This is a genomic window from Streptomyces sp. LHD-70 (assembly GCF_031157275.1).
In the GTDB taxonomy this organism is placed as follows: Bacteria; Actinomycetota; Actinomycetes; order Streptomycetales; family Streptomycetaceae; genus Streptomyces.
The window spans coordinates 47,443-72,407 of the sequence record NZ_JAVIFW010000013.1; the positions used below are offsets into that span (position 1 = coordinate 47,443).

Genomic DNA, 24,965 nt, shown 5'->3' on the forward strand with positions numbered 1-24,965 from the left:
GGATCACAGTGCCGTCACAGGCGCGCGCCCCTCCCGAGCCCGCCCCATCGCGGTGGAACAGTGTCCAATAGGTCGTACGGGGGACATATCCAGGCGAAACGGGAGTTCCGGAAGACATGAGCGACGAGCCCGACGAGCCTCAGCAGCCGGCCGAGGACGGCAGGCAGAAGCTCACCCGCAGGCAGTTCAAGCAACAGCGCAAGGCCGCCCGCAAGGCCAGACGCAAAGCCTCCGGCTGGCGCCGGGTCTTCCCCACCTGGCGCATGATCCTCGGCACCTTCCTGCTGCTCTGCCTCCTCATCGGCGGCGGCCTCGTCGCCGGCTACCTCCTCGTCGACATCCCGCCCGCCAACGCCTCCGCCACCAAGCAGAGCAACGTCTACCTCTACGCCGACGGCTCACCCCTGGCCCGCGACGGCGAGGTCAACCGCGAGAACATCCCGCTCAGCCAGGTCCCCAAGCACGTACAGCACGCCGTGCTCGCCGCCGAGGACCGCGACTTCTACTCCGAGTCCGCCGTCGACCCCCAAGCCATGCTCCGCGCCGCCTGGAACACCGTCACCGGCAAGGGCAAACAGTCCGGCTCCACCATCACCCAGCAGTTCGTCAAGAACTACTACCTCGGCCAGGAACAGACCCTCACCCGCAAGGCCAAAGAGTTCTTCATCGCCATCAAACTCGACCGCCAGGTCAGCAAGAACGACATCCTCCTCGGCTACCTCAACACCAGCTACTTCGGCCGCAACGCCTACGGCATCCAGGCCGCCGCCCACACCTACTACGGCAAGAACGCCGAGCAACTCACCGTCGCCGAAGGCGCGTACCTCGCCACCCTCCTCAACTCCCCCAACGCGTACGACGTCTCCGCCCACCCCGAGAACAAAATCCGCGCCGTCGGCCGCTGGAACTACGTCCTCGACGGCATGGTCAAGGAGAAGTGGCTCACCCGACCCGCCCGCAGAGCCCTGAACTTCCCCGACCCCGACACCGCCAAGGCCCCCTCCGGCATGTCCGGCCAGCGCGGCTACGTCGTCAAAGCCGTCGAGGACTACCTCGCCGCACACGACGTCGTCGACACCGACACCCTCGCCAAGGGCGGCTACCGGATCACCACCACCCTGCAGAAACCCCGCCAGGACGACTTCGTCCAGGCCGTCGAGGACCAGCTCATGTCCCAGGTCGACCCGGACGCCCGCAAGATCGACGCCCACGTCCGCGCCGGCGGCGCCGCCATCGACCCCACCACCGGCAAGGTCGTCGCCATGTACGGCGGCATCGACTACACCAAGCAGTACGTCAACAACGCCACCCGCCGCGACTACCAGGTCGGCTCCACCTTCAAACCGTTCGTCTTCACCGCCGCCGTCCAACACGGCTCCACCACCCAGGACGGCCACCCCATCAACCCCAACACCGTCTACGACGGCACCAACCAACGCCCCGTGGAAGGCTGGACCGGCGCCACCTACGCCCCCGAGAACGAGGACCAGCGCTCCTACGGCGACATCACCGTCAGCGCCGCCACCGACCTCTCCGTCAACGCCGTCTACGCACAGATGGCCGTCGACGTCGGCGCCGACAAGGTCCAGCAGACCGCCGTCGACCTCGGCATCCCCGCCACCACCCCCGACCTCACCGCCTCCCCGTCCATCGCCCTCGGCCCCGCCACGGCCAGCGTCCTCGACATGACCCAGGCCTACGCCACCCTCGCGAACCACGGCGAGCACGGCGCGTACACCCTCGTCGAAGGCATCACCAAGGACGGCGAACGCATCGCACTCCCCGAGGAGCAGAAGCGGCAGGTCGTCAGCCGCGAGGCCGCCGACACCACCACGTCGATCCTGCAGAGCGTCGTCGAGGGCGGCACCGGCACCGCCGCCCTGGCCGCGGGCCGCCCCGCCGCGGGCAAGACCGGCACCGCCGAGGAGGACAAGGCCGCCTGGTTCGCCGGCTACACCCCCGAACTCGCCACCGTCGTCGCCGTACTCGGCCAGGACCCGAACCCGCCCTACGGCCAGACCCCGCTCTACGGCGCACTCGGCGAGGCACGCATCAACGGCGGCGCCTACCCGGCCCGCATCTGGGCCCAGTTCACCCGCGATGCACTGCAGGACCAGCCGGTACAGGACTTCGACCTCACCCTGGCACCCGACGCCGAGTACCCCCCGCCCCTACCCCCGGAAACCGACCCCGCCCCCACGGACGGCGGCGAGGACCCCGGCACCATCGAGGGCGAGACGCAGGGCCAGACGGACGGCGGCACCCCGGGAGACGGAGCCATCGGCGGCACCCCGGGCGGCGAGGACGGCCGACCCCCGAGGAACGGCACGACCAGACCAGGCCGCTAACGGAGCAGATACGGCAGAGGGCCCGGCGGTGCACGACCGCCGGGCCCTCCTCCACACAACAGGAGCTACAAGAACTACAGGAGCTACAGGAGTACCGGGAAACTACAGGACGGAGCTACAGATACAGCCCCGTCGAATCCTCCGACCCCTCGAACCGGTCCGCCGCCACCGCATGCAGATCCCGCTCACGCATCAGCACGTACGCCACACCCCGCACCTCGACCTCGGCACGGTCCTCCGGGTCGTACAGCACACGGTCACCGGGCTCCACCGTCCGGACGTTCTGCCCCACGGCCACCACCTCGGCCCACGCGAGCCGCCGGCCCACGGCCGCGGTCGCCGGAATGACGATGCCGCCCGTGGAGCGCCGCTCGCCCTCCGCGATATCGGTCCTGACGAGGACGCGGTCATGCAGCATCCGGATGGGCAGCTTGTCGTGGTGTTCCTGGCTGTTGGCGCTCACACCCCGAACCTACCTGCACCCGGGCCCACCGGGTCCCTCCGGGTCAGCGCCGCTTACGCCGGGCCACGGCGATCAGACCGACCACGCCCACCACCGCGAGCGCCACCGGAACGACCCGCTCCAGACGCGGCGCACCCTCGGCGTCCACGAACTGCGCCTTCACATCACTCACCGCGCGATTGGCGGAGACGTACGCACGGCCGAGCGTCTGGTCCACCGTGCTCGCGACGCGGGCCTTGGCGTCCCCGACGACCGTCTTCGGGTGCACCCGCACACCGATCTCGTCGAGCGTCTCGGCCAGCTGCGCGCGCCGCCGCTTGATGTCCGCCTCGATCTCAGCGGGGGTCCTGGCCTGAGCATCCGACACCGCGCTGCCTCCGTGTCTTCGTGATCGTCAAGATCGCCATTGTGATCGTTTTCCGTTCCTGATGGACAGTCTGTCAGCTCCACGCCGAACGCACCGCACAGCACCCCCCATTACGCTCTCCCGTACGCCCGGACGTACCGACACCTCCCGAGGAGACCGAAGATGAGCGAGCGCCTGCAGCCCGGCGACCCCGCCCCCGCTTTCACCCTGCCCGACGCGGACGGCAACGAGATCTCGCTCGCGGACCACAAGGGCCGCAAGGTCATCGTCTACTTCTACCCGGCCGCCCTCACCCCGGGCTGCACCAAGCAGGCCTGCGACTTCACCGACAACCTCGACGCCCTCACGGCCGCCGGCTACGACGTCATCGGCGTCTCCCCCGACAAGCCGGAGAAGCTCGCGAAGTTCCGCGAGAAGGAGAACCTCAAGGTCACGCTGGTCGGCGACCCGGACAAGCAGGTCCTGGAGGCGTACGGCGCCTTCGGCGAGAAGAAGCTGTACGGCAAGGTCGTCACCGGAGTCATCCGCTCCACGGTCGTCGTGGACGAGGAGGGCAAGGTCGAGCACGCCTTCTACAACGTGAAGGCGACGGGCCACGTCGCGAAGATCATCCGCGACCTGGACATCTGAGCCCCCTCCCTCTCTTACGGAACGGCCCGCACCGAACAAGTGGTGCGGGCCGTTCCGCATTTCGGTCGTAACTGTCCGATAACCGGTTCGTTACTCCGTACGAGATCGCGAACACGCGGTCGATACGGGAGGGGAACCGATGAGGTCAATCAGTCCGTACACGAAGGAACGGCTGGAGGAGGCGGCGAAGGGGGCGCGGACGCTGTCGGAGGCGTTGGAGCGGTTGGGGGTGGATCCGAGGAGCTCCAGGCGACGCTACATAGCGGAGCGCATGAAGAAGCTGGGCGTCGACACGTCCCACTTCGAGCGGGAAGGGGTGAAGTGGACGCGGGAAGTCCTTGAGGCGGCGGTCTCGGCTTCCACGCACATGTGCGAAGTACTCCGGCACCTCGGCCTGGACGTCGTTGGCGGCCACCACACGCACATCAGCCGCAGGATCAAGGCGTTCGGGATCGACACCTCGCACTTCCAGGTACCGTCGCGCCGCGGCGAGACCCGACGGCCTCGATCGCCGGAGGCGTTGCTCATCGCGCAACCCGCTGAAGGCGCACGACGTATTCAAAGCGACCGTCTCCGACGGGCGATGACCGCCCTGGGCATCCCGGAGCGGTGTGCCCGTTGCGGAGTGGAAGCAGTGTGGCGAGGCCACCCGCTCCCTCTTGAGGTCGACCACATCGACGGCAACTGGCGCGACAACAGGATCGAGAACCTGCGCCTGCTGTGCCCCAACTGCCATTCCACGACGGACAGTTACCGGGGTCGCGGGCAGGGCCGCAACCGGGGCGGCGCCTCATGAGCCGAGGTGTGCAGTACACCCGCGAACGGCTGGCCGAGGCTGCCGCCCAGTGTTCCGACATCAACCAAGTCATCGCCTACCTCGGCACCAAGCCGTACGACAACCTCAGCCGCTACCTCTTCCGTCGCTTTGACCAGTTCGGGATCGACGTCTCCCACATGCCCCGTCGGGCAGGCATGGCCGCCAAGCCACCTGCCGACGACCTCCGACGCGCGGTGAATGAGGCAACTTCCGTAGCCAGCGCGCTCCGATCCCTGGGCATGGCTCCTTACAGGACACGACAACGAGACCGCTTCCGCGAGTGGATCGCCGAGGACAACCTCGACACCTCGCATTTCCTCGGCCAGGCACACCAGCGCGGGAAGCCCGGGCCGACCAGAAGCGCAGACGAGATCCTGGTCCAACACGATGGGCAGCGTCGGACGAAAACCCGCCTGCTGCGTCGCGCGCTCCAGGAGATCGGCATACCGGAGGAGTGCGCAGAGTGCGGAACCGGGCCGGAATGGCTCGGCGATCCCATGACCCTGGAGGTCGACCACATCAACGGTGACTGGAGTGACGACCGGCGGGAGAACCTGCGACTGCTGTGTCCCAACTGTCATGCGATCACCAGTACGTGGTGCCGGGGAGGTCGAAGGAAACCGCCTAGGCAGAACCCGAGTAGCGGGTAGCATGAGGGGGCATGCGCCCGTACGCCAACTGGGGAGCGGCATCCTTTAGGTGGATGTGTGTGTCGGTTCGAATCCGACCGGGCGTACCCCGAGGGGCCAGGTTCACCGAGTGAGCCTGGCCCCATCACATGCCCTCACCCCAACAACTCCCGCACCACAGGCACAAGCGCCCGAAACGCCTCCCCCCGATGACTGATCGCGTTCTTCTCCGCAGCCGAAAGCTCCGCACATGTGCGGCTCTCCCCCTCCGGCTGGAGGATCGGGTCGTACCCGAAGCCGCCCGAGCCGGCCGGCTCGTACCGGAGCGTGCCGCGCAACTGTCCCTCTACGACGCGTTCCGTGCCGTCCGGGAGGGCGAGTGCCGCCGCGCAGGCGAAGTGGGCCGCGCGGTGGGTGGCGTCGATGTCCGACAGCTGAGCCAGAAGCAAGTCCAGATTCGCGGTGTCGTCGCCGTGGCGGCCGGCCCAGCGGGCGGAGAAGATGCCGGGGGCGCCGCCGAGTACGTCGACACAGAGGCCGGAGTCGTCGGCGACGGCGGGGAGGCCGGTGGCGCGGGCGAGGGCGTGGGCCTTGAGGAGGGCGTTCTCGGCGAAGGTGACGCCGGTTTCCTTGACGTCGGGGATGTCGGGGTAGGCGTCGGCGCCGACGAGGTCGTGCGGGAGTCCGGCGTCGGCCAGGATGGCCTTGAGTTCGGTGATCTTTCCGGCGTTGCGGGTGGCGAGGATCAGGCGTGTCATGGCGTCGATTATCGGCGCGTACGGGGCGTGCGAAGAACAGGTACGGGGCGTGCGAAGAACGGGCGGGCGGTGTCGGGCCCGCCAGGTGCCCGTCACCGCCCGCCCGTACGCGAGGCCGATCAGATGTGTTACGGCTTGCAGGCCTTGGTGAGTTCGCCGGTGGCGTCGGTGACTCCCGAGATGTCGGGGTGGGGGTCGCCGTTCTCGATGGACTTGCGGACTTCGTCGACGGACTTGCTGAGGTCGTCGACGGCCTTGCCGACGTCGGCGTTGTCGGTCTTGTCGCCGATCTCGCCGAGGTTCTTGTCGATCTTGTCGAGGGCCTTCTCGGCTTCGAGCGGGTTGTCGGCGGCGCTCTCCACGGCTTGCTGGAGATCGGTGGCGCTGTTCGCGATGGCGTCGGCGGTCCGTACGCAGTCGAGTGCCGTGTCGACGGCGCTGCAGCCGATGGCGAGCGGCGTCACGAGGGCCACTGCTGCGGTGGCGAGGGCGATGCGTGCGGTACGTCGGCGGCGCGGAGCCATGAACGGTTCCTCCCAGGCTGTGCTCGGGCGTGCGGCCGGTTGCTGTCCGCCCGGGCTGGTGTCGTACCTCTAAGAACGCGCGTTGGGGCTCAGTTGGTTGCCGCGCCGGGTGTGATGGTCGCCTCCAGGGCCTTGCGCTGGAGTACGGCGAGTTCGTCGCAGCCGGCGACGGCGAGGTCGAGGAGGGCGTTGAGTTCGTCGCGTGAGAAGGGTTCGGCTTCGGCGGTGCCCTGGACTTCGACGAAGCGGCCGTCGCCGGTGCAGACGACGTTCATGTCGGTGTCGGCCTTGACGTCTTCTTCGTAGGCGAGGTCGAGGAGGGGGATGCCGTCGACGATGCCGACGCTGACGGCAGCGACGGTGCCGGTGAGGGGGGTGGCCTTGGGCTTGATGAGTTTCTTGCCCTGGGCCCAGGTGACGGCGTCGGCGAGGGCGACGTAGGCGCCGGTGATGGCGGCTGTGCGGGTGCCGCCGTCGGCCTGGAGGACGTCGCAGTCGAGGACGATGGTGTTCTCGCCGAGGGCTTTGTAGTCGATGACGGCGCGGAGGCTGCGGCCGATGAGGCGGCTGATCTCGTGGGTGCGGCCGCCGATCTTTCCGCGTACGGATTCGCGGTCGCCGCGGGTGTTGGTGGCGCGGGGGAGCATGGAGTATTCGGCGGTCACCCAGCCTTCGCCGCTGCCTTTGCGCCAGCGGGGTACGCCTTCGGTGACGGAGGCGGTGCAGAAGACTTTGGTGTCGCCGAAGGAGACGAGGACGGAGCCTTCGGCGTGCTTGCTCCAGCCGCGTTCGAGGGTGACGGGGCGGAGCTGTTGCGGCGTGCGGCCGTCGAAGCGTGACATGGGGCCGAGCCTATCCCGCAGGGTGCGGGCGCTGTGCCGGGCAGGGTGAAGGCCCCGTGCTCGCCTGGTCGGTGGCGGGTGCGGGGCCTTCGGGGCGGTGTGCCGGGTGGGCTCACATCATGTCTTCGATGTCCGCGGCGACGGGGTCGGCGTCGGTGCCGATGACGACCTGGATCGCGGTGCCCATCTTGACGACGCCGTGGGCGCCGGCGGCCTTGAGGGCGGCTTCGTCGACCTTGTCGGGGTCGATGACTTCGGTGCGGAGGCGGGTGATGCAGCCCTCGACTTCTTCGATGTTGTCGATGCCGCCAAGGCCGGCGACGATCTTCTCAGCCTTTGTGGCCATGTCCTTCTCCCTGTTGTGACGGGCTTGTTCGGCCCACCGTGGTCCGGTGTGCACCGTAACCCACGTTTGGCGCACCTTCGCGAGCGATGACCCATTGGGTGCCGAATGATGTCGATCACCGGTGTCCGCTGGGGTGTTCGGCAGCGCGTCGCTGTTCCGCACTGGTCTACACCAGTATCCAACGACCGCCAAACGTGCCTTGTTCCGGGAGGGATTCCATGAGCTCTCAGAGCGCTGCGGCAAGGCCCAGGCCGAGCAAGAGCTGGAAGCAGGTGGTCCTGGGCGGCCTGCAGAAGCTGGGGCGCAGCCTGCAGTTGCCGGTGGCGGCGCTGCCTGCGGCGGGTGTGCTGTTGCGGCTCGGTCAGGACGATGTGTTCGGCAAGGACGGTCTGGGCTGGGACAAGCTGGCGGCGATCTTCGCGGGTGCGGGCGGCGGCATCCTCGACAACATGGCGCTGCTGTTCTGCGTGGGTGTGGCGATCGGTTTCGCGAAGAAGGCGGACGGTTCGACGGCGTTCGCGGCGGTGGTCGCGTACATGGTCTTCAACAACGTGCTGATCAAGGCGTTCGAGGACGATGTGACCGGGGAGGCGGTGAATCCCGGGGTGCTCGGTGGTGTGGTGGTCGGTCTGATCACGGCGAAGGTGTGGGAGAAGTACCACCGCACGCGGCTGCCGGACTGGCTGGGCTTCTTCAGTGGGCGGCGGTTCATTCCGGTGCTGATGTCGTTCATCTGCGTCGGGCTCGCGGTGGTCTTCGGGTACGGCTGGCAGCCGATCGGTGATGCGTTCAACGCGTTCGCGGAGACGTTGTCGAGTTGGGGTGCTTGGGGTTCGGGCATTTTCGGTGTGATCAACCGGGCGTTGATCCCGTTCGGTATGCACATGCTGTTGAACACGTTCGCCTGGTACCAGTTCGGGAGTTACAGGTCGCCGGACGGCGAGGAGGTGCACGGTGACGTGTTCCGGTTCCTCGCGGGTGACCCGGAGGCCGGCATGTTCACCACCGGCTTCTACCCGATCATGATGTTCGCGCTGCCGGCGGCCTGTCTGGCGATGGCGCACTGTGCCCGCCCGGAGCGCCGTAAGGCCACGCTCGGGATGATGATGTCGCTGGCTCTGACGTCGTTCGTGACGGGTGTGACGGAGCCGATCGAGTTCTCGTTCGTGTATCTCGCGCCGGCGCTGTACGCGATTCACGCGCTGCTCACGGGTGTGTCGATGGCGGTGACGTGGGCGTTGGGGATCCGTGAGGGGTTCACGTTCTCGGCGGGGTTGTTCGACTACGTACTGAACTGGAATCTCGCGACGAAGCCGGCGCTGATCATCCCGGTGGGCCTGTGCTTCGCGGTGGTGTATTACGTGCTGTTCCGGTTCGTGATCACGAAGTTCGACCTGAAGACGCCGGGGCGCGAGTCGGACGAGGAGATCGCGGAGATGGAGCGGGAGAACTTCAAGTGAGGGGCCGGTAACGGGTCGTACAGGCCGTGCGGGTCGTACGGCAGGCCCGGCTCAGCCCCAAGGGCCCGGATCGCGAGCGGCGATTCGGGTCCTTCGTCATGTATGCCCGTTCGTTATCGCTGTGGGGCCGGGGACGGGTTCCTTATCCCGCGCTCACCGTGTTACAACAGGTCTACACCTCTATTGGTGTAGACCACGCGGCCTGTGGCCGCGTCCCCTGAGCGACGCCGCCGTCCCCACTCTTGTCCTCTGGCGGCGCCATGCCCACTGGAGGAAGTTGTGACCACGGCTGCCGCACCTGCGGCCGACAAGAAGAAGGGCGCGGGCCTGATGGCCGTGCTCCAGCGGATCGGCCGCAGCCTCATGCTCCCGGTCGCGGTCCTGCCGGCCGGCGCGCTGCTGATCCGCCTCGGCCAGGACGACATGCTGGGCCGGGCCTCGTTCCCGGACTTCATCACCAAGATCGCCGGTTATATGGCGGCGGGTGGTGGCGCCCTGATCGACAACATGCCGATGCTGTTCGCCGTGGGCATCGCCATCGGCTTCGCCAAGAAGTCGGACGGCTCCACGGCGCTCGCGGCCGTCGCCGGTTACCTGGTCTTCTCGAAGGTGCTCGGCACCTTCACGGACGAGAACGCCAAGCAGGTCGCGGCCATCGGCGACAACGGCAAGGCGGTCCTCGTCGACGGCCCGGTCAACGCCGGAGTGCTCGGCGGTGTCGTCATGGGCATCGTCGTCGCCCTGCTCTACCAGCGCTTCTACCGTACGAAGCTGCCCGACTGGGCCGGCTTCTTCGGCGGCCGCCGCCTCGTCCCGATCCTGTCGTCGTTCGCGGGTCTGGTCCTCGGCATCGTCTTCGGCCTGATCTGGCCGGTGCTCGGCGCCGGTCTGCACAACTTCGGTGAGTGGCTGGTCGGTTCGGGCGCCGTCGGCGCGGGCATCTTCGGTGTCGCCAACCGTGCGCTGATCCCGGTCGGCATGCACCACCTGCTCAACTCCTTCCCGTGGTTCCAGGCGGGCGAGTTCGAGGGCAAGCACGGCGACATCGCCCGCTTCCTCCAGGGCGACCCGACCGCCGGACAGTTCATGACCGGCTTCTTCCCGATCATGATGTTCGCCCTCCCGGCGGCCTGCCTCGCGATCGTGCACTGCGCCCGGCCGGAGCGCCGCAAGGTCGTCGGCGGCATGATGTTCTCGCTCGCGCTCACCGCGTTCGTCACCGGTGTCACGGAGCCGATCGAGTTCACGTTCATGTTCATCGCGCCGGTCCTGTACGCGATCCACGCGGTGCTCACCGGTGTCTCGATGGCGCTGACCTGGGCCCTCGGCATGAAGGACGGCTTCGGCTTCTCGGCCGGTGCGATCGACTTCTTCCTCAACCTGGGCATCGCGTCCAACCCGTGGGGCCTGGCCCTGGTCGGCCTCTGCTTCGCGGCCGTCTACTACTTCGTCTTCCGCTTCGCGATCACGAAGTTCAACCTCCCGACGCCGGGCCGCGAGTCCGACGAGGAGCTCGCCGAGCTGCAGAAGGCGGAGGCCAAGTAGGCCTGGGGAGACGCCCCCTGGACCTCAGCCCACGCTGAACGGGACGAAGGGCCCGGCCGTAGTCGACCTACGGCCGGGCCCTTGCCGTTTGTGGAGCGGCAAGATGCATCACGCCGGGCACCCTGCCCGGTGTCACGCGGGAGCTGGCGGCCGACGCGGGGGCGGCGGCGCAGAGGGCGGGCGCGGTCGTGATGGGTGCGATCGGTACGAGCCAGGAGGGCGCGCACCAGAACGTGGTGCCCCAACTCGCCCTGAACGCAAAGGAGGTGGGCGTGGATGCCCATCACTTCGGTGACTCGTTCATCCCGGGCATGTGCGACCCGGAGCTGCTCTACGCGTACTCGGTGGCGATCCGCGGCCGCCGCCACACCTGGAACCGGATGGCGCTGAGCGGCCGCGGCTTCCGCGCCTGACCTTGCGTACGTACGGGGCTAGATCTCGTAGACCGCGCCCGCCGTCGCCAGTTCGACCGGCCCGTCGAACACCGCTCGGGCGTCCGTCAGGTTGATCTGCGGGTCGGTCCACGGCGGGATGTGGGTGAGGACGAGCCGGCCGGCGCCCGCGCGGCGTGCGGTCTCGCCGGCCTCGCGGCCGTTGAGGTGCAGGTCCGGGATGTCCTCCTTGCCGTGTGTGAAGGAGGCCTCGCAGAGGAACAGGTCGGCGCCCTCGGCGAGTTCGTCGAGGCCGTCGCAGACGCCGGTGTCACCGGAGTACGTGAGCGTCTTCCCGCCGTGCTCGATCCGGATCGCGTACGCCTCCACGGGGTGGGCGACCTTCTCGGTGCGCACGGAGAACGGGCCGATCTCGAAGGTGGCCGGCTTCAGCGTGTGGAAGTCGAACACCTCGCTCATCGACGAGGCGGACGGCGTGTCCGCGTACGCCGTGGTCAGCCGCTGTTCCGTGCCCTCGGGGCCGTAGACCGGGATCGCGTCGCAGCGGCCGCCCTCGTGCCGGTAGTACCGGGCGACGAAGTAGCCGCACATGTCGATGCAGTGGTCGGCGTGCAGATGGCTGAGGAAGATCGCGTCGAGGTCGTAGAGACCGCAGTGTCGCTGCAGCTCGCCCAGGGCGCCATTGCCCATGTCGAGGAGCAGCCGGAAGCCGTCGGCCTCGACGAGGTAGCTCGAGCAGGCCGAGTCCGCGGACGGAAACGAGCCCGAGCAGCCGACGACGGTGAGCTTCATGGAGCGGGAACCTCCGTGCTGGCGGGAAGGACGGGGGTTGTGCGGTCAGTCGAGCGTAAGGCGCAAAAGCTCGCGTCACTCCTCCCTGCCGGGCTGTTGTGGGGGAACTCACCACCGTTGTCACCGGATCGGGCGGCGTGCGGCGGGTGGTGTGAGGGTGGGCGTCGCAGGGAGTGGGGGGCGCCGGTACGGTCGGGGCATGGACACGTCGTGGTGGCTCGCGCTCGCTGCTGTCGTGGCCGTTGCCCTCGTCGTCGCGGTCGCGGACGGGTTGGGGCGCTTCCGTACGAGGCCCGGGGGGCGTGCGCGTCCGCCGGCCGGGCCGCGTGTGCTGCCGAAGCGGCGGCCGCAGCCGCGGGAGATCTGGTGGGCGATGGTGCCGTACGAGGACGGGCCCGGTGGAAAGGACCGGCCCTGTCTGGTGCTTTCGGTGCGCGGGAAGCGGGCCGTCGTCGCGAAGATCACCAGCAAGTACCACGACGAGCGGGCCGGAGTGATCCCGCTGCCGCCTGGTTCGGTCGGCGATACGCACGGGCGGCCGAGCTTCCTGGAGACGGACGAGTTGCGGGAGGTCCCGCTGTGGGACTTCCGGCGCCGGGTCGGGATCGTGGACCCGGCGTTGTGGGATCAGGTCGGGTATCTGGCCGAGTGAGTCCCCGTACCGCCCGGACCCCCGGACATGCGTACGGGCCCGGGGGAACCCGGGCCCGTACGGCGTTCGAGAGAGCGGTTCGAGTGAGCTGGTCAGTCGGGGAGCGTGCTCACGCCCACAGCTGGCCGTGCAGGGCCTCGACCGCGGCTTCCGTCGACTCGGCGGTGTAGATGCCGGTCGACAGGTACTTCCAGCCGCCGTCGGCGACGACGAACGCGACGTCGGCCGACTCCCCCGCGGCCTGCGCCTTGCGGGCCACGCCGATGGCCGCGTGCAGGGCCGCGCCGGTGGAGACGCCCGCGAAGATGCCTTCCTGCTGCAGGAGTTCACGGGTGCGGGTCACGGCGTCCTGCGAGCCGACGGAGAACCGGGTGGTGAGGACCGACTCGTCGTACAGCTCGGGGACGAAGCCCTCGTCGAGGTTGCGCAGGCCGTAGACCAGGTCGTCGTAGCGCGGTTCGGCGGCCACGATCTTGATGTCCGGCTTCTGCTCGCGGAGGTAGCGGCCGACGCCCATGAGGGTGCCGGTGGTGCCGAGGCCCGCCACGAAGTGGGTGATGGAGGGCAGGTCGGCGAGGATCTCGGGGCCCGTACCGGCGTAGTGGGCGCCCGCGTTGTCCGGGTTGCCGTACTGGTAGAGCATCACCCAGTCCGGGTGCTCGGCGGAGAGCTCCTTGGCTACGCGGACCGCCGTGTTGGAGCCGCCCGCCGCGGGGCTGGAGATGATCTCCGCGCCCCACATGGCGAGCAGTTCACGGCGCTCGGACGAGGTGTTCTCGGGCATGACGCAGACGATGCGGTAGCCCTTGAGCTTGGCCGCCATCGCGAGTGAGATGCCGGTGTTGCCGCTGGTGGGCTCCAGGATCGTGCAGCCGGGCGTCAACCGGCCGTTCTTCTCGGCCTGTTCGATCATGTGGAGCGCGGGGCGGTCCTTGATCGAGCCGGTCGGGTTGCGGTCCTCCAGCTTGGCCCAGATGCGGACGTCGTCGGAGGGCGAGAGCCGCGGCAGCCGTACGAGCGGGGTGTTGCCGACGGCGGCCAGGGGCGAGTCGTACCGCATCAGTGGCTTCCGCCGGCCACGGCCGGGAGGATCGTGATGCTGTCGCCGTCGGCGAGCTTGGTGGAGATGCCGTCCAGGAAGCGGACGTCCTCGTCGTTCAGGTACACGTTCACGAAGCGGCGCAGCTGGCCCTCGTCCACCAGGCGGGCGTGGATGCCCGAGTGGCGGGACTCGAGGTCGGTGAAGAGCTCGGCGAGAGTGTCTCCGCTGCCCTCGACGGTCTTCGCGCCGTCGGTGTACTGGCGGAGGATGGTGGGGATGCGGACCTCGATGGCCATGGCTGGGGCTCCTGTCGAAGGAAGTCAGGTCGGTGGGCGCGCGGCAGTACGCGCAGAGCGGTGGTGGTGCGCTGGGCAGCGCCGCGGCCCGCGGCCGTGCGGCGGCAGGGGTCAGCGTGGACAGATGGCGCTGTTGAGCCTGCACAGGTCGACGTGAAGGCGCGCCACGAGCAGCATGCCCGGCGTCTTGTCACTCACGTCGTGGAAAACCATGCGGTCATCGTATCGATTCCCGGTCCGGGTTCTGGAATGTGATCTCGGATACTGGACGATTCTCGTTCAGCACTCGGACAGCGTCGGTCACCGCGAGGGATCCGTGCGGGACCGCGCACGGCCCTGCAGCCCTGTGACCACGACAGAAGCCGTACAGAAGCCGTACAGAACTGTTCAGTACGCCTCGACGACCTTGACCTCCTCCTCGCTGACTTCGCCGTCCACGATCCGGTACGAGCGGAACTGGAAGTCGCCGAGACCGTCGGCGTCGGCCGTCGAGACCAGGACGTAGTGGGCGCCGGGCTCGTTCGCGTACGAGATGTCGGTGCGGGAGGGGTAGGCCTCGGTGGCGGTGTGCGAGTGGTAGATGACGACGGGCTCCTCGTCCCGGTCGTCCATCTCGCGGTACAGCTTCAGCAGGTCGCCCGAGTCGAACTCGTAGAAGGTGGGCGAGCGGGCCGCGTTGAGCATCGGGATGAAGCGCTCGGGCCGGCCCTCGCCGACCGGTCCGGCGACGACGCCGCACGCCTCGTCGGGGTGGTCCTCGCGCGCGTGGGCGACGATCTGGTCGTGCAGGGCCTGGGTGATGGTCAGCATGCGCATGAGGATAGGCAGATGGGCCGCGGATCCGAGATCCACGGCCCATCTGGTGAGACGACCGCTGAGACGACCACTGAGTCGGCTACAGGGGCGAAGGCTGAGACGGCCGCCGGGGCCGTCCTGCCGGGTCAGCTCTTGCTGTCCTCCAGGACCGGGGCGGTCGCGCGCTTGCGGCGCTGGATGGCGAGGTAGCCGACGCCGAGGACGAGCGCCCAGACCGGGGCCGCGTAGAGCGAGATCCGGGCGTCCTTGTCGATGCCCATGAGCACGATGACCAGGCCGATGAAGGCCAGGGCGAACATGCTCGTGTACGGGGCGCCGGGGGCCTTGAAGCTGGACTGCGGGAGTTCGCCGCGGTCGGCCTTGCGGCGGTACTTGATCTGGCTGATGAGGATCATGATCCAGGCCCACATGCCGGAGATCGTGGCGAAGGAGACGACGTAGTTGAACGCCTCGCCCGGGTCCACGTAGTTGATCCAGACGCCGAGCAGCATCAGCGTGGCCGAGAAGCTCGTGCCGACGAGCGGCAGGCCGTTCTTGGTCAGCTTGGTGAAGACCCTCGGCCCCTGGCCGTTGAGGGCGAGCTGGCGCAGCATGCGGCCGGTGGAGTACATGCCCGAGTTGCAGGAGGAGAGCGCGGCGGTGAGGACCACGAAGTTCACGATCGCGGCGCCGACGCCGAGGCCCATCTTCTCGAAGGCCGCGACGAACGGGCTGACGCCGGGCTGGAAGTGCGTCCACGGCACGACCGAGAGGATCATGATCAGGGCGCCGATGTAGAAGACGGCGATGCGCCACGGCACGGTGTTGATGGCCTTCGGCAGGACCTTCTTCGGGTCCTTGGACTCGCCCGCGGTGACGCCGACCAGCTCAACGGCGAGGAAGGCGAACATGACCATCTGCAGGGTCATGAGGGTGGAGCCGATGCCGTTGGGGAAGAAGCCGCCCTGGTTCCACAGCATGCCGACGGAGGCGGTGTCGGCGGCGTCGGAGAAGCCGATGGTGAGGATGCCGGCGCAGATGAGGATCATGCCGATGATCGCGGTGACCTTGATCATCGAGAACCAGAACTCCAGCTCACCGAAGAGCTTCACGGAGATCAGGTTCGCGCAGAACAGGATCACGGTGAATACCAGGGCGAACACCCATTGCGGCTGATCGAGCCAGCCGTCGGCGTTCCTCGTCCAGAACTGCATGTACTGGGCGGCGGCGGTGACCTCGGTCATGCCGGTGATGACCCAGAAGAGCCAGTACGTCCAGCCGGTCACGAAGCCGGCGAACGGGCCGATGAACTCCCGGGCGTACTCCGAGAAGGAGCCCGCGACCGGGCGGTACATGAGGAGCTCGCCGAGCGCCCGCATGATGAAGAAGATGACCAGGCCCGCGATGGCGTACGCGAGGATCAGGCTCGGGCCCGCCTTGTGGATGCCCTTGCCCGCACCGAGGAACAGGCCGGTGCCGATGGCACCGCCGATCGCGATCATCTGGATCTGCCGGGCTCCGAGCCCGCGCTGGTATCCCTCGCCGCCCTCGGGCGACTCGTCGCCCTGCACGGCCTCATTGCCGTCGTACTCTTTGTCGACCTGCACCGAGGTCATGATGTGCGCCTTTCTCCATCGATCCGTGCCGTACGTCGTACTGGCCCGGATCGGGTCCCGATCCCCCCGGATGTGACTGGAGCTGTGCCTGTCGACGTTCGGCCGACGGGGCGCCCTCGCGGCGCATGGGTGGCGCGCCGCGAGCGATCGTGAAGATTTACCACGTCGGACTGCGGCTTCCGGCTGCCCCAGAGTGACCGACGCCACAGGCATTACGGGGCAAAGCGCCCTTGCGACGGCAATACCGGCCAGTCGCTTAACGAGATCGTTATCCGGTCTTGAGGGTCCGTTGAGCGAACACTTCTGGACGCGGCGACGGGAGAGGCCGGACATGCGAACGGGCCCGCGCCCACCGCGAGCGGTGAGTGCGGGCCCGTACAGGGTGCAGGCAGGTCAGGGCTTCATCGCGGCGGCCTCGACGACGGCCTCGGGCTCCGGCTCCTCGATCCCGGCCTTGCGGCGCTTCACGTACTCCAGGAAGGAGTTGAGCTCCCGCTTGACCACGGGGGCCAGGAGGTAGAGGCCGATGATGTTGATGACGGCCAGCATGAACAGGACCGCGTCGGCCATGCTGATCAGCGTCTGCAGGGTGAGCAGCGAACCGGCCACGGAGAAGGCGGTGTAGAGCACCTTGTAGGTGATCTCACTGGCGCGGCTGCGGCCGAAGAGGTAGGTCCACGCCTTGAGACCGTAGTAGCCCCAGGTGAGCACCGTGGAGATGGCGAAGAGCAGCACCGCGACGGTCAGGACGTACGGGAACCAGGGCAGCACGGTCCCGAAGGCGTCGGAGGTGATGGTGACGCCCTCGGCCTCGGCGTTGCCGACCTTCCAGCTGTCGGGGCTCGCGATGACGATGGTCAGGGCGGTCATGGTGCACACGATGACCGTGTCGATGAACGGCTCCAGGAGCGCGACCAGGCCCTCGCTCGCGGGGTGCTTGGTCTTCACCGCGGAGTGCGCGATCGGCGCGGAGCCGAGGCCGGCCTCGTTGGAGAACGCGGCCCGCTTGAAGCCGACGATCAGGGCGCCGATCACACCACCGGCGACGCCCTCAGGGTTGAAGGCGCCCTCGACGATGGCGGCGATGGCGGACGGTACGGCGGTGACGTTGACCAGGATCACGACCAGGCAGGCCACGATGTAGAGGGCCGCCATGGCCGGGACGAGCCGGCTGGTGACCGAGGCTATGGAGCGGATGCCGCCCAGCAGCACGATGCCGACGAGCGCGGCGACGAGGAGACCGAAGAACAGCGCGCCCGCGGAGGAGCCGAGGGCCCCGCTCTCGCCGCCGGTCACGGAGACCAGCTGGGCGTAGCCCTGGTTGACCTGGAAGAGGTTGCCGCCGAAGAGGCCGAAGAACAGGATCATCACCGAGGCGAGCACGGCGAGCACCTTGCCGAGCACCTTGCCGCCGCTGCCGAACCGCTCGGCGAGGCCCTTGGGCAGGTAGTGCATCGGGCCGCCGGAGACGGTGCCGTCGGCGTGCACCTCGCGGTACTTCACGCCGAGGGTGACCTCGACGAACTTGGTGGCCATGCCGAGCAGACCGCAGAGGATCATCCAGAACGTGGCGCCCGCGCCGCCGATGCTGACGGCCACGGCGACACCGGCGATGTTGCCGAGGCCGACCGTGCCGGAGACGGCCGCGGTCAGCGCCTGGAAGTGGTTGACCTCACCGGCCGACCCCGCCTCGTCGTACTTCCCGCGCACCACGTCGACGGCGAGTCTGAATTTGCGTAGCTGTACGAAGCCGAACCAGGTCGTGAAGACCAGTCCGGCGACGACCAACCAGGCCACGATGAGCGGCAGTTCGGTGCCGGCCACCGGCACGGAGTAGAAGACGACCTCGCCCAGCCAGGTGGCGACGGGCTCGAAGAATCCGCTGACAGCCTTGTCGACGGAGTCGGTCATGGAATCGAGTGACATGCAATACCTCGATGGCGCGGGCTGCTGCACGACAGATGGGGCAGCAGAGCAGGAGTGCGGGCTTGAGCGAACGCCGTTGTCCGTTCGGCGACTTGGGACGTGCCTGATCCGGACCGGAGCAGGTGGTGCCTAGGTCGTGCTCACGCCGCACGCATGCGCGGGGGCATGCGGCGTACGCGTTACGTGCGTCATGCGGTACTGGCAGTGCGCCAGCTCTTCAGTCCGGCCAGGGGTGGGGCCGAAAAGGAAGTTGCGAATTCCTACCACGGCTTGACCGAATCTTTACGTGACGCAAGTCACAGACAAATAGGGGAAATGCCCCACCGGTCAGAGATGGGCACACGCGTGACGGGATCGTTATTCGGACATCGCGTCCGGTAATCGATGTGTCACCGCCAGCGATACGGGACGTACCCTCCCGGAACCGGCCGGGTACGCCCGTTTCGCCACGGGATCAGTGCATACGCCACGTATGTCGAACCGCCGTCACGACGCGAGAGATCAGAACATCAGCGTCTCGACGAGCGTCTCCTGCAGCCCGCCGAGCCAGAGGTACGCCATCACCATCGGCTTGCGCGGATCGGTGTCCGGCAGCCGGTACAGCAGGTCCGTGTCCTCCTCGGCGATCACGTCGAGGCGGGCGGCCAGCGCGAGCCGCAGGTCGTTGAGCGAGCCGAGCCACTGCCGGGACTCGTCGGCCGACAGCTTGAGCACGGCGCCGCTCTCGCCGCCGACGGTGAGCGCGTCCAGGGAGCGCACCATCGCGAGGGCGTTCTCCCGCTTGCCCGCACGCAGGTCGTTCTCGGTGAACCGCCTGAACTCGGCGGAGTACTCCTTGAGTTGGTCGTCCGGGACGGACTCCGGGTCGCCGTACGCGTCGGGGAAGAGGCGCTGCAGGACCGGGTCGGTCGGGGGTTCGCTCGGCCCCTCGGCGAAGAGGTCGGCGAGCGGGTCCCCCTCGCCGTCGGCGCCGCCGGGGCCCGGCCCGATCAGTTCGAGCAGCTGCACGGCGAGCGAGCGCAGGATGGAGATCTCGACCTCGTCGAGCGCGACGGCCGCGCCGCCGCCCGGGATCGGTTCGAAGTGGCCGGCCATCAGGTGCGGTCCTGACTCATCGTCGCCCACAGTCCGTAGCCGTGCATGGCCTGGACGTCACGCTCCATCTCCTCGCGGGTGCCGCTGGAGACCACGGCGCGGCCCTTGTGGTGAACGTCGAGCATCAGTTTGTGCGCCTTGTCCTTCGAGTAGCCGAAGTAGCTCTGGAAGACATACGTCACGTAGCTCATGAGGTTCACGGGGTCGTTGTGGACGATCGTGACCCAGGGGACGTCGGGTTCCGCGACAGCGGAGACCTCCTCGGCCGATTGGGGGCGCTGGACCTCTACGGGAGACACATCAGGAGCCACACTCACCTGCCCCATGCTGCCACTTGGGCCCCCTCCCCGCACAAACGGCCCTGCCGCGAAGGGGCTCCGTCACATGCGAAGCCCAGAAATCGTCAAAGTGACGAAATGGGGGTAGCATCCCGGACCATGAACAGTGGGGCTAGGGATGGTGGGGCCATGAACGCCATGAACGCCAGGAACGCCACGACCGCGACCGCCATGAACGCGGGGGACCTTGGGCTGCCCGTGGACGTGCCGTCCACGGCGCTCTTCACGGACCACTACGAGCTGACGATGCTGCAGGCCGCCCTCAGGGCGGGCACGGCCGAGCGGCGCTCCGTCTTCGAGGTGTTCACGCGCAGACTCCCCGAGGGCCGCCGGTACGGGGTCGTCGCGGGCACCGGGCGCGTCCTGGACGCCGTGGAGAACTTCCGCTTCGACGAGGGCGTGCTCCGCTTCCTGCGCGAGCGCCGGGTCGTGGACGAGCCCACCCTGGAGTGGCTCGCGAACTACCGCTTCCAGGGCGACATCTGGGGCTACCCGGAGGGCGAGGTCTACTTCCCGGGCTCGCCGATCCTGCGGGTCGAGGGCTCCTTCGCGGAGTGCGTGCTCCTGGAGACCGTGATCCTTTCGATCCTCAACCACGACTCGGCGATCGCCGCGGCCGCCTCCCGGATGTCCGCCGCCGCGGGCGGGCGCGGCCTGATCGAGATGGGCGCCCGCCGCACCCACGAGCTGGCCGCGGTGGCCGCGTCGAGGGCCGCGTACGTCGGCGGCTTCGAGGCCACCTCGGACCTGGCCGCGGGATTCCGCTACGACATCCCGACCGTCGGCACCTCCGCGCACGCCTTCACGCTGCTGCACGACAGCGAGCGGGACGCCTTCACCGCCCAGGTGGACACGCTCGGCCGGGGCACGACCCTGCTCGTCGACACGTACGACGTCACCGAGGCGGTCCGTCTCGCGGTCGAGGTGGCCGGGCCCGAGCTCGGCGCCGTCCGGATCGACTCCGGCGACCTGCTGCTCGTCGCGCACCGGGTACGGCAGCAGCTGGACGAGCTCGGCGCCACGGACACCAAGATCGTGGTCACCTCCGACCTGGACGAGTACGCCATCGCCTCGCTCGGGGCCGCACCCGTGGACGCGTACGGCGTGGGCACGCAGCTGGTCACCGGCTCCGGGCACCCGACCTGCTCGATGGTCTACAAGCTGGTGGCGCGGGCCAGGTCCGCCGATCCGAAGGCGCCGCTCGAACCGGTCGCGAAGAAGTCGCTCGGCTCCAAGGCCTCGCGCGGCGGCCGCAAGTGGGCCGCGCGCCGCCTCGACGAGGACGGCGTCGCCGAGGCCGAGGTCGTCGGCACCGGCCCGATCCCCGCCGAGCTCGCCGACCGGCAGCTGCTCGTCGAGCTGGTCAAGGGCGGTGAGGTGGTGGCCCGCGAACCGCTGGACGCGGTACGGGCCCGGCACAAGGCGGCCCGCGATCTGCTGCCGCTGTCGGCGACACAGCTGTCGCGCGGCGAGGCGGTCATCCCCACGGAGCACGTCTCGCCCTGAGCGCCCGCATGAACCCCCAGGGAGGGGGAATGCAAGGGCCGTCCCCTCGAAGCAATCCGAAGAATCCAGCCGAAGGACACCATCATGCGCCGCGCCCTGATTGTCGTGGATGTGCAGAACGACTTCTGCGAGGGCGGCAGCCTCGCGGTCGCCGGCGGTGCGGACGTCGCCGCGGCGGTCACGGATCTGATCGGCCAGGCGGCCGGTGCGGGCTACCAGCACGTGGTCGCCACCCGTGACCACCACATCGCCCCCGGCGACCACTTCTCCGACCACCCGGACTTCGTGCACAGCTGGCCCGCGCACTGCGTGGCAGGCACCGAGGGCGTCGGCTTCCACCCGAACTTCGCCCCCGCGGTCGCCTCCGGGGCGATCGACGCGGTCTTCGACAAGGGCGCGTACACGGCGGCGTACAGCGGGTTCGAGGGTGCGGACGAGAACGGTACGTCGCTTGCGGGGTGGTTGCGGGCGCGGGAGGTCAGCGAGGTCGACGTCGTCGGGATCGCTACGGATCACTGCGTGCGGGCGACCGCGTTGGACGCGGCTCGGGAGGGGTTCCGGACGAAGGTCCTGCTTGACCTGACCGCGGGGGTCGCCGAGGCGAGTACGGAGCGGGCGCTGGGGGAGCTGCGCGAGGCGGGCGTGGAGCTGACGGGCAAGCCGGTGGTTTAGCCCGGCCGCATCAAGCCGCCCGCACCTCCCGGAACAGCGCCCTCATCGGATGCCACAGTTCCGCGGCGTCGTCCGGCGCCGTGCGCCATATGAGGCCGTCGGGATGGTGCAGCACCGCGGTGATCTCGTCCGGGGTCGGCGGAGCCGTCTGTCCCCGCAGGTACACCGCCCGCAACCCCAGATTGCGGAGCCTGGTCAGGGCCCGCGCCCGGTTCGCGGCGTGTACGAGGACCCGTACGTACCCCTGCTCGCCCAGTGGGCTCGGCAGGGTCAGGGCCACTACGACGCTGCCTCCCGGCAGCTTGCTGAAGCCTCCTCCAGCCATCGACATCACACCCCCGTGAGACGTTGCGTCAGTCGATGCATCGGTCGTTGCATCGGTCGTTGCGTCGGTCGTTGCGTCGGTCGTTGCGTCAATAAGGAACTCGCTGGACGCACCTAAACACGATCGGCCGTGACCCCGCTAGAGGGTCACGGCCGATACGTATCTGACCTGCGAAAATATGGCTCAGCTCTGCTGGGGGCCGACCTGGACCGTGATCGTCTCGCCGCTCTGCGGCTCCTTCACGATCGCGATCCGAGTGTTGGTGTCAGTTACCTTCACGCTTCCCGTGGGGTTCGCCGGGTCGTAGTACGAGACCCAGTGACCGTCGTCGAAGACGGAGACTCCGGCGCGCGCGGGGATCTTCTTCGCGACGCCGTCCTTGTGCAGCGTGAACGCGTCCGTGCGGTACCGGCTGAAGCTGGAGTCGAAGGACTGGATGCGGTTGCGCATCAGCGTCCCGTCGCCCCACTTCTCCGCCTTCGGGTGCGCGTCGACGGGCAGGAGCAGGCCCTTGCCGGGGTGCACACCGGTGTTGTTGTCGGCCTGCGAGGTGTCCCACTGCCAGATCATCAGGCCGTTCTGGTACGGGAAGTGCTCGACCCAGTTCTCCCGCGTCTTGGCCCAACCGAAGTTGTACGGGCCGGACTTGAGGGTCTTGTCGTACGACACGTACTGGCGGTTCTCGGCGAGGTAGTACTGCGGGTAGTCCTTGGTGAAGGACTCGCCGATGCGGTCGAAGCCCTTCTTCGTCCAGCCGTTGTCGTCGCCCTCGGCGTCGTCCGAGAACAGCTTCTCGCCGTCCGCCGTGACCGAAATGCCGTCCGCCGCAAAGCCCTTGAGGGACGTGCCGCCGTCGGTCTGGTAGCGGAAGCGGAGGTCGATCTTCTTGCCCGCGTAGGCGTCCAGGGGGTAGCTGAGCTTCTTGTAGCCGTCCGAGGAGCCGTGCAGGGCGGGCTTGTCGCCGCCGTCGCGCGGGATCGGCTTGCCGTCGGCGGTGCCGTCGATCGGGGTGTAGCTCGCGCCGCCGTCCGTGGAGACCTCGGCGTAGGCGTAGTCGTAGTTCGCCTCGATGTCCCACCAGCCCGAAAGGTCAAGGGACGCCTTGGACTTGCCGGTCAGGTCGACCGTACGGGTCAGGGTGTTCTTGAGGTCGTCGCCCTGGCCGCTCCACCACTGCTTGGCGCCGTCGGCCGGCTTGGTGATGGTGGTCGTGACGGCCTTCGCGGGCAGTTCGACGACGAGGGCCTGCTTGTTCTTGGTGTTGTACTCGGCGTAGCCCAGCTTGTGCGTGGACTCCGTGCCGGCCTTCGCCGTGTCGTAGTCCAGCCAGCCCAGTTGCAGCTTGTCCCAGGCGGTCATGTCGCCGGGCAGGTCGCCGATGCTGTCCTTGCCGCGGCCGAGCCACGAGCCGGAGGACATGAGCGACCAGTAGGACGTGGAGTTCTCGCCCTTGCCGGAGGTGTCGTAGAGGTCGGGCAGGCCCAGGTCGTGGCCGTACTCGTGGGCGAAGACGCCGAGGCCGCCGTTCTCCGGCTGCATCGTGTAGTCGCCGACCCAGATACCGGTGTCGCCGACCTCGGTGCCGCCCGACTTGTTCTCGGCCGGTCCGGTCTTGCCCGCGTCCGAGCCGTACGCGTACCAGCGGTGCGCCCAGATGGCGTTCTCGCCCTCGACACCGCCGCCCGCGGACTCGTCCTCACCGGCGTGCACGATCTGGAAGTGGTCGATGTAGCCGTCGGCCTCGTTGAAGTTGCCGTCGGCGTCGAAGTCGTAGCGGTCCCACTCGTCGTACTTGGCGAGCTGGGCCTTGATCTCGGCGTCGGTCTTCCCGGCGGCCTTCTGGTCGGCGGCCCACTGCTTGGTGCCGTCGCGCACCGCGTCCCAGACGTTGGCGCAGTTGGTGTCGCCGCAGTAGTTGGAGCCGTAACGGGCCTCGTTGTAGTCGACCTTGACCCAGTCGGAGACCTCGCCGTCGACCGAGTAGCGGCCCGAGGACTGCTTCTCGAAGTACTTCTTCACGGACTGCTTCTTCGGGTCCTTGGAGAAGTACAGGTCCTGGAAGTGCTCGCGGTTGTAATCCGCCTGCCAGGCCGTGGAGTTGTCGTCCTCGCGGTCCGGCTCGGCGATCTTGTTGTGCAGCGGGCCCGGCTTGCCGCCGTACTTCTTGACCGGCTCCTCGGGGCCTTCGGGGCCGTCCGGGTCGTACATCGTGGTGTCGTCGACCTTGTCGCCGAACTCGACCAGGATCGTGAAGATCTTGTCGGTCTTCTCCCGGCCCAGCTCCACGTACTTGCCGTCGTCGAGCTTCACCACGTTCGAGGCGCCGCGCTTGGTCGCCTTGGCCTCGCCGGATATGAGCTGGTTCAGCGCGTCCTCACGCTGCTGCTCCTGGCGTTCGCTGTACGGGCCCTCCAGGTCGTGCTCGTCCCGCTCGCCGTGGCCCGCGCGGCCGTCGCCGGGCGCCGGGTCGTGGCGCTCGACTCCGGCCTTCGACTGGCGTCCCGTGTCGTCGTCGGCCTGGGCGATGCTGTACGCCGACGCCGTCGCGCCGACCGCCGCGAGCGCCGTCACCACGGCAGCAGCGCGAAACGTCCGGCGTCTGCCGGACCTGGTCCTCTGGATCACTTCGTACTGTCCTCCCCCGCGACCGCGCCTGCGGAGCCTGCGGATGGGGGGTCAAAGGGATCCGGGCGCAGTGCCGCGTCACAAGTGACGCCATTCGACCGGAGTTACGCGCGAAAAGACAGACCTTGACTTGAACTGGTCAAGTGCGTTAAGCGGTAGGCGAG

The 24,965-nt window shown here is 68.3% G+C and carries 27 protein-coding genes and 1 tRNA gene; 11 read left to right on the plus strand and 17 right to left on the minus strand.

Features of this window, described 5'->3' with window-relative positions; genetic code table 11:
* Window positions 1-116 precede the first annotated feature (116 nt).
* The gene (locus RCO28_RS24900) at window positions 117-2,348 is read left to right on the plus strand and encodes a transglycosylase domain-containing protein (protein ID WP_308943497.1); all 2,232 of its coding nucleotides are present in this window, start codon (window positions 117-119) and stop codon (window positions 2,346-2,348) included.
* Between the two features lie 115 nt (window positions 2,349-2,463).
* Here the strand turns inward: RCO28_RS24900 and RCO28_RS24905 are convergent, their stop codons facing one another.
* Both RCO28_RS24905 and RCO28_RS24910 read right to left on the minus strand, forming a co-directional pair.
* Window positions 2,464-2,811 (minus strand): co-chaperone GroES, encoded by a 348-nt coding sequence (locus RCO28_RS24905; RefSeq protein ID WP_282537171.1) that lies wholly within the window; start codon window positions 2,809-2,811, stop codon window positions 2,464-2,466.
* A 43-nt stretch (window positions 2,812-2,854) separates the two neighbouring features.
* Window positions 2,855-3,178 carry a DUF3618 domain-containing protein gene (locus RCO28_RS24910; RefSeq protein WP_308943498.1) on the minus strand — a complete coding sequence of 108 codons (324 nt, stop codon included), beginning with the start codon at window positions 3,176-3,178 and terminating at the stop codon, window positions 2,855-2,857.
* 162 nt (window positions 3,179-3,340) lie between these two features.
* On the opposite strand from RCO28_RS24910, the gene bcp reads away from it, so the two are divergent.
* The 4 genes from bcp (at window position 3,341) to RCO28_RS24930 (ending at window position 5,361) form a co-directional block, all read left to right on the plus strand.
* A complete protein-coding gene (bcp, locus tag RCO28_RS24915) occupies window positions 3,341-3,808 on the plus strand; it encodes a thioredoxin-dependent thiol peroxidase (protein ID WP_308943499.1) in 468 nt (155 codons plus the stop codon).
* Window positions 3,809-3,947: 139 nt separating this feature from the next.
* Window positions 3,948-4,604: an HNH endonuclease signature motif containing protein gene (locus tag RCO28_RS24920; RefSeq protein WP_308943500.1), complete on the plus strand. Its 657-nt coding sequence runs from the start codon at window positions 3,948-3,950 to the stop codon at window positions 4,602-4,604.
* Window positions 4,601-5,275: an HNH endonuclease signature motif containing protein gene (locus RCO28_RS24925; protein ID WP_308943501.1), complete on the plus strand. Its 675-nt coding sequence runs from the start codon at window positions 4,601-4,603 to the stop codon at window positions 5,273-5,275. The genes RCO28_RS24920 and RCO28_RS24925 overlap by 4 nt, the downstream gene beginning before the upstream one ends.
* 13 nt (window positions 5,276-5,288) lie before the next feature.
* Window positions 5,289-5,361 (plus strand) — tRNA-Leu (locus RCO28_RS24930).
* A 48-nt stretch (window positions 5,362-5,409) separates the two neighbouring features.
* On the opposite strand, the gene rdgB is transcribed toward RCO28_RS24930, so the two are convergent.
* From rdgB to RCO28_RS24950, 4 genes are all read right to left on the minus strand, one after another.
* Window positions 5,410-6,012 carry an RdgB/HAM1 family non-canonical purine NTP pyrophosphatase gene (gene rdgB / locus RCO28_RS24935; RefSeq protein WP_308943502.1) on the minus strand — a complete coding sequence of 201 codons (603 nt, stop codon included), beginning with the start codon at window positions 6,010-6,012 and terminating at the stop codon, window positions 5,410-5,412.
* 128 nt (window positions 6,013-6,140) lie between these two features.
* Complete coding sequence (locus RCO28_RS24940; protein ID WP_282537165.1) at window positions 6,141-6,536, minus strand: hypothetical protein; 396 nt, start codon at window positions 6,534-6,536, stop codon at window positions 6,141-6,143.
* A gap of 89 nt (window positions 6,537-6,625) precedes the next feature.
* On the minus strand, window positions 6,626-7,378 hold the full coding sequence (gene rph, locus RCO28_RS24945) for a ribonuclease PH (RefSeq protein WP_308943503.1): 753 nt from the start codon (window positions 7,376-7,378) through the stop codon (window positions 6,626-6,628).
* A 112-nt stretch (window positions 7,379-7,490) separates the two neighbouring features.
* A complete protein-coding gene (locus RCO28_RS24950) occupies window positions 7,491-7,778 on the minus strand; it encodes a PTS glucose/sucrose transporter subunit IIB (protein ID WP_308943623.1) in 288 nt (95 codons plus the stop codon).
* A gap of 164 nt (window positions 7,779-7,942) precedes the next feature.
* Here RCO28_RS24950 and RCO28_RS24955 point away from each other — a divergent pair, with 164 nt between their 5' ends.
* The 3 genes from RCO28_RS24955 to RCO28_RS24965 all read left to right on the plus strand — a co-directional run bounded on the left by RCO28_RS24955 (window position 7,943) and on the right by RCO28_RS24965 (window position 11,142).
* Window positions 7,943-9,184, plus strand: coding sequence for a PTS transporter subunit EIIC (locus RCO28_RS24955; RefSeq protein WP_308943504.1), 1,242 nt, complete (start codon window positions 7,943-7,945; stop codon window positions 9,182-9,184).
* Window positions 9,185-9,514: 330 nt separating this feature from the next.
* Window positions 9,515-10,729 carry a PTS transporter subunit EIIC gene (locus tag RCO28_RS24960; protein WP_308943624.1) on the plus strand — a complete coding sequence of 405 codons (1,215 nt, stop codon included), beginning with the start codon at window positions 9,515-9,517 and terminating at the stop codon, window positions 10,727-10,729.
* A 191-nt stretch (window positions 10,730-10,920) separates the two neighbouring features.
* A complete protein-coding gene (locus RCO28_RS24965) occupies window positions 10,921-11,142 on the plus strand; it encodes a hypothetical protein (protein WP_308943505.1) in 222 nt (73 codons plus the stop codon).
* 18 nt (window positions 11,143-11,160) lie between these two features.
* On the opposite strand, the gene RCO28_RS24970 is transcribed toward RCO28_RS24965, so the two are convergent.
* Entirely contained in the window at window positions 11,161-11,913 is a 753-nt protein-coding gene (locus tag RCO28_RS24970) for an MBL fold metallo-hydrolase (RefSeq protein WP_308943506.1), read from the minus strand.
* A 199-nt stretch (window positions 11,914-12,112) separates the two neighbouring features.
* On the opposite strand from RCO28_RS24970, the gene RCO28_RS24975 reads away from it, so the two are divergent.
* On the plus strand, window positions 12,113-12,565 hold the full coding sequence (locus RCO28_RS24975) for a type II toxin-antitoxin system PemK/MazF family toxin (protein WP_308943507.1): 453 nt from the start codon (window positions 12,113-12,115) through the stop codon (window positions 12,563-12,565).
* A gap of 109 nt (window positions 12,566-12,674) precedes the next feature.
* Here the strand turns inward: RCO28_RS24975 and RCO28_RS24980 are convergent, their stop codons facing one another.
* The 8 genes from RCO28_RS24980 to clpS form a co-directional block, all read right to left on the minus strand.
* Window positions 12,675-13,625: a cysteine synthase gene (locus RCO28_RS24980; protein ID WP_308943508.1), complete on the minus strand. Its 951-nt coding sequence runs from the start codon at window positions 13,623-13,625 to the stop codon at window positions 12,675-12,677.
* The gene (locus tag RCO28_RS24985; RefSeq protein ID WP_308943509.1) at window positions 13,625-13,903 is read right to left on the minus strand and encodes a MoaD/ThiS family protein; all 279 of its coding nucleotides are present in this window, start codon (window positions 13,901-13,903) and stop codon (window positions 13,625-13,627) included. The genes RCO28_RS24980 and RCO28_RS24985 overlap by 1 nt, the downstream gene beginning before the upstream one ends.
* A 111-nt stretch (window positions 13,904-14,014) precedes the next feature.
* Window positions 14,015-14,116 (minus strand): putative leader peptide, encoded by a 102-nt coding sequence (locus RCO28_RS39410; protein WP_349017200.1) that lies wholly within the window; start codon window positions 14,114-14,116, stop codon window positions 14,015-14,017.
* Between the two features lie 174 nt (window positions 14,117-14,290).
* Complete coding sequence (locus RCO28_RS24990) at window positions 14,291-14,713, minus strand: M67 family metallopeptidase (RefSeq protein ID WP_282537156.1); 423 nt, start codon at window positions 14,711-14,713, stop codon at window positions 14,291-14,293.
* Between the two features lie 131 nt (window positions 14,714-14,844).
* Entirely contained in the window at window positions 14,845-16,314 is a 1,470-nt protein-coding gene (locus RCO28_RS24995; protein WP_308943510.1) for an amino acid permease, read from the minus strand.
* A gap of 393 nt (window positions 16,315-16,707) precedes the next feature.
* Window positions 16,708-18,240, minus strand: a complete 1,533-nt coding sequence (locus RCO28_RS25000; RefSeq protein ID WP_308943511.1) for an alanine/glycine:cation symporter family protein — start codon at window positions 18,238-18,240, stop codon at window positions 16,708-16,710.
* A gap of 501 nt (window positions 18,241-18,741) precedes the next feature.
* A complete protein-coding gene (locus RCO28_RS25005) occupies window positions 18,742-19,335 on the minus strand; it encodes a DUF2017 domain-containing protein (RefSeq protein ID WP_308943512.1) in 594 nt (197 codons plus the stop codon).
* A complete protein-coding gene (gene clpS, locus RCO28_RS25010; RefSeq protein WP_308943513.1) occupies window positions 19,335-19,661 on the minus strand; it encodes an ATP-dependent Clp protease adapter ClpS in 327 nt (108 codons plus the stop codon). The genes RCO28_RS25005 and clpS overlap by 1 nt, the downstream gene beginning before the upstream one ends.
* 183 nt (window positions 19,662-19,844) lie before the next feature.
* Here clpS and RCO28_RS25015 point away from each other — a divergent pair, with 183 nt between their 5' ends.
* Complete coding sequence (locus RCO28_RS25015; RefSeq protein ID WP_308943625.1) at window positions 19,845-21,179, plus strand: nicotinate phosphoribosyltransferase; 1,335 nt, start codon at window positions 19,845-19,847, stop codon at window positions 21,177-21,179.
* 84 nt (window positions 21,180-21,263) lie between these two features.
* Complete coding sequence (locus tag RCO28_RS25020; protein ID WP_308943514.1) at window positions 21,264-21,851, plus strand: isochorismatase family protein; 588 nt, start codon at window positions 21,264-21,266, stop codon at window positions 21,849-21,851.
* 10 nt (window positions 21,852-21,861) lie between these two features.
* Here RCO28_RS25020 and RCO28_RS25025 read toward each other — a convergent pair whose 3' ends face one another.
* Complete coding sequence (locus tag RCO28_RS25025) at window positions 21,862-22,176, minus strand: hypothetical protein (protein ID WP_308943515.1); 315 nt, start codon at window positions 22,174-22,176, stop codon at window positions 21,862-21,864.
* Between the two features lie 183 nt (window positions 22,177-22,359).
* The gene (locus RCO28_RS25030; RefSeq protein ID WP_308943516.1) at window positions 22,360-24,750 is read right to left on the minus strand and encodes an immune inhibitor A domain-containing protein; all 2,391 of its coding nucleotides are present in this window, start codon (window positions 24,748-24,750) and stop codon (window positions 22,360-22,362) included.
* Window positions 24,751-24,965: the final 215 nt, after the last annotated feature.

Coding starts and splice junctions, on each gene's coding strand:
- RCO28_RS24900 (WP_308943497.1), top strand. CDS start 117: ATGAGCGACGAGCCCGACGAGCCTCAGCAGCCGGCCGAGGACGGCAGG.
- RCO28_RS24965 (WP_308943505.1), top strand. CDS start 10,921: ATGGGTGCGATCGGTACGAGCCAGGAGGGCGCGCACCAGAACGTGGTG.
- rph (WP_308943503.1), bottom strand. CDS start 7,378: ATGTCACGCTTCGACGGCCGCACGCCGCAACAGCTCCGCCCCGTCACC.
- RCO28_RS24925 (WP_308943501.1), top strand. CDS start 4,601: ATGAGCCGAGGTGTGCAGTACACCCGCGAACGGCTGGCCGAGGCTGCC.
- RCO28_RS24990 (WP_282537156.1), bottom strand. CDS start 14,713: ATGCTGACCATCACCCAGGCCCTGCACGACCAGATCGTCGCCCACGCG.
- RCO28_RS25025 (WP_308943515.1), bottom strand. CDS start 22,176: ATGGCTGGAGGAGGCTTCAGCAAGCTGCCGGGAGGCAGCGTCGTAGTG.
- RCO28_RS24955 (WP_308943504.1), top strand. CDS start 7,943: ATGAGCTCTCAGAGCGCTGCGGCAAGGCCCAGGCCGAGCAAGAGCTGG.
- bcp (WP_308943499.1), top strand. CDS start 3,341: ATGAGCGAGCGCCTGCAGCCCGGCGACCCCGCCCCCGCTTTCACCCTG.
- RCO28_RS24980 (WP_308943508.1), bottom strand. CDS start 13,625: ATGCGGTACGACTCGCCCCTGGCCGCCGTCGGCAACACCCCGCTCGTA.
- RCO28_RS24920 (WP_308943500.1), top strand. CDS start 3,948: ATGAGGTCAATCAGTCCGTACACGAAGGAACGGCTGGAGGAGGCGGCG.
- rdgB (WP_308943502.1), bottom strand. CDS start 6,012: ATGACACGCCTGATCCTCGCCACCCGCAACGCCGGAAAGATCACCGAA.
- RCO28_RS39410 (WP_349017200.1), bottom strand. CDS start 14,116: ATGGTTTTCCACGACGTGAGTGACAAGACGCCGGGCATGCTGCTCGTG.
- RCO28_RS24940 (WP_282537165.1), bottom strand. CDS start 6,536: ATGGCTCCGCGCCGCCGACGTACCGCACGCATCGCCCTCGCCACCGCA.
- RCO28_RS25005 (WP_308943512.1), bottom strand. CDS start 19,335: ATGGCCGGCCACTTCGAACCGATCCCGGGCGGCGGCGCGGCCGTCGCG.
- RCO28_RS25020 (WP_308943514.1), top strand. CDS start 21,264: ATGCGCCGCGCCCTGATTGTCGTGGATGTGCAGAACGACTTCTGCGAG.
- RCO28_RS24975 (WP_308943507.1), top strand. CDS start 12,113: ATGGACACGTCGTGGTGGCTCGCGCTCGCTGCTGTCGTGGCCGTTGCC.
- RCO28_RS25000 (WP_308943511.1), bottom strand. CDS start 18,240: ATGTCACTCGATTCCATGACCGACTCCGTCGACAAGGCTGTCAGCGGA.
- RCO28_RS24970 (WP_308943506.1), bottom strand. CDS start 11,913: ATGAAGCTCACCGTCGTCGGCTGCTCGGGCTCGTTTCCGTCCGCGGAC.
- RCO28_RS24995 (WP_308943510.1), bottom strand. CDS start 16,314: ATGACCTCGGTGCAGGTCGACAAAGAGTACGACGGCAATGAGGCCGTG.
- RCO28_RS25015 (WP_308943625.1), top strand. CDS start 19,845: ATGAACGCGGGGGACCTTGGGCTGCCCGTGGACGTGCCGTCCACGGCG.
- RCO28_RS24960 (WP_308943624.1), top strand. CDS start 9,515: ATGGCCGTGCTCCAGCGGATCGGCCGCAGCCTCATGCTCCCGGTCGCG.
- clpS (WP_308943513.1), bottom strand. CDS start 19,661: ATGGGGCAGGTGAGTGTGGCTCCTGATGTGTCTCCCGTAGAGGTCCAG.
- RCO28_RS24985 (WP_308943509.1), bottom strand. CDS start 13,903: ATGGCCATCGAGGTCCGCATCCCCACCATCCTCCGCCAGTACACCGAC.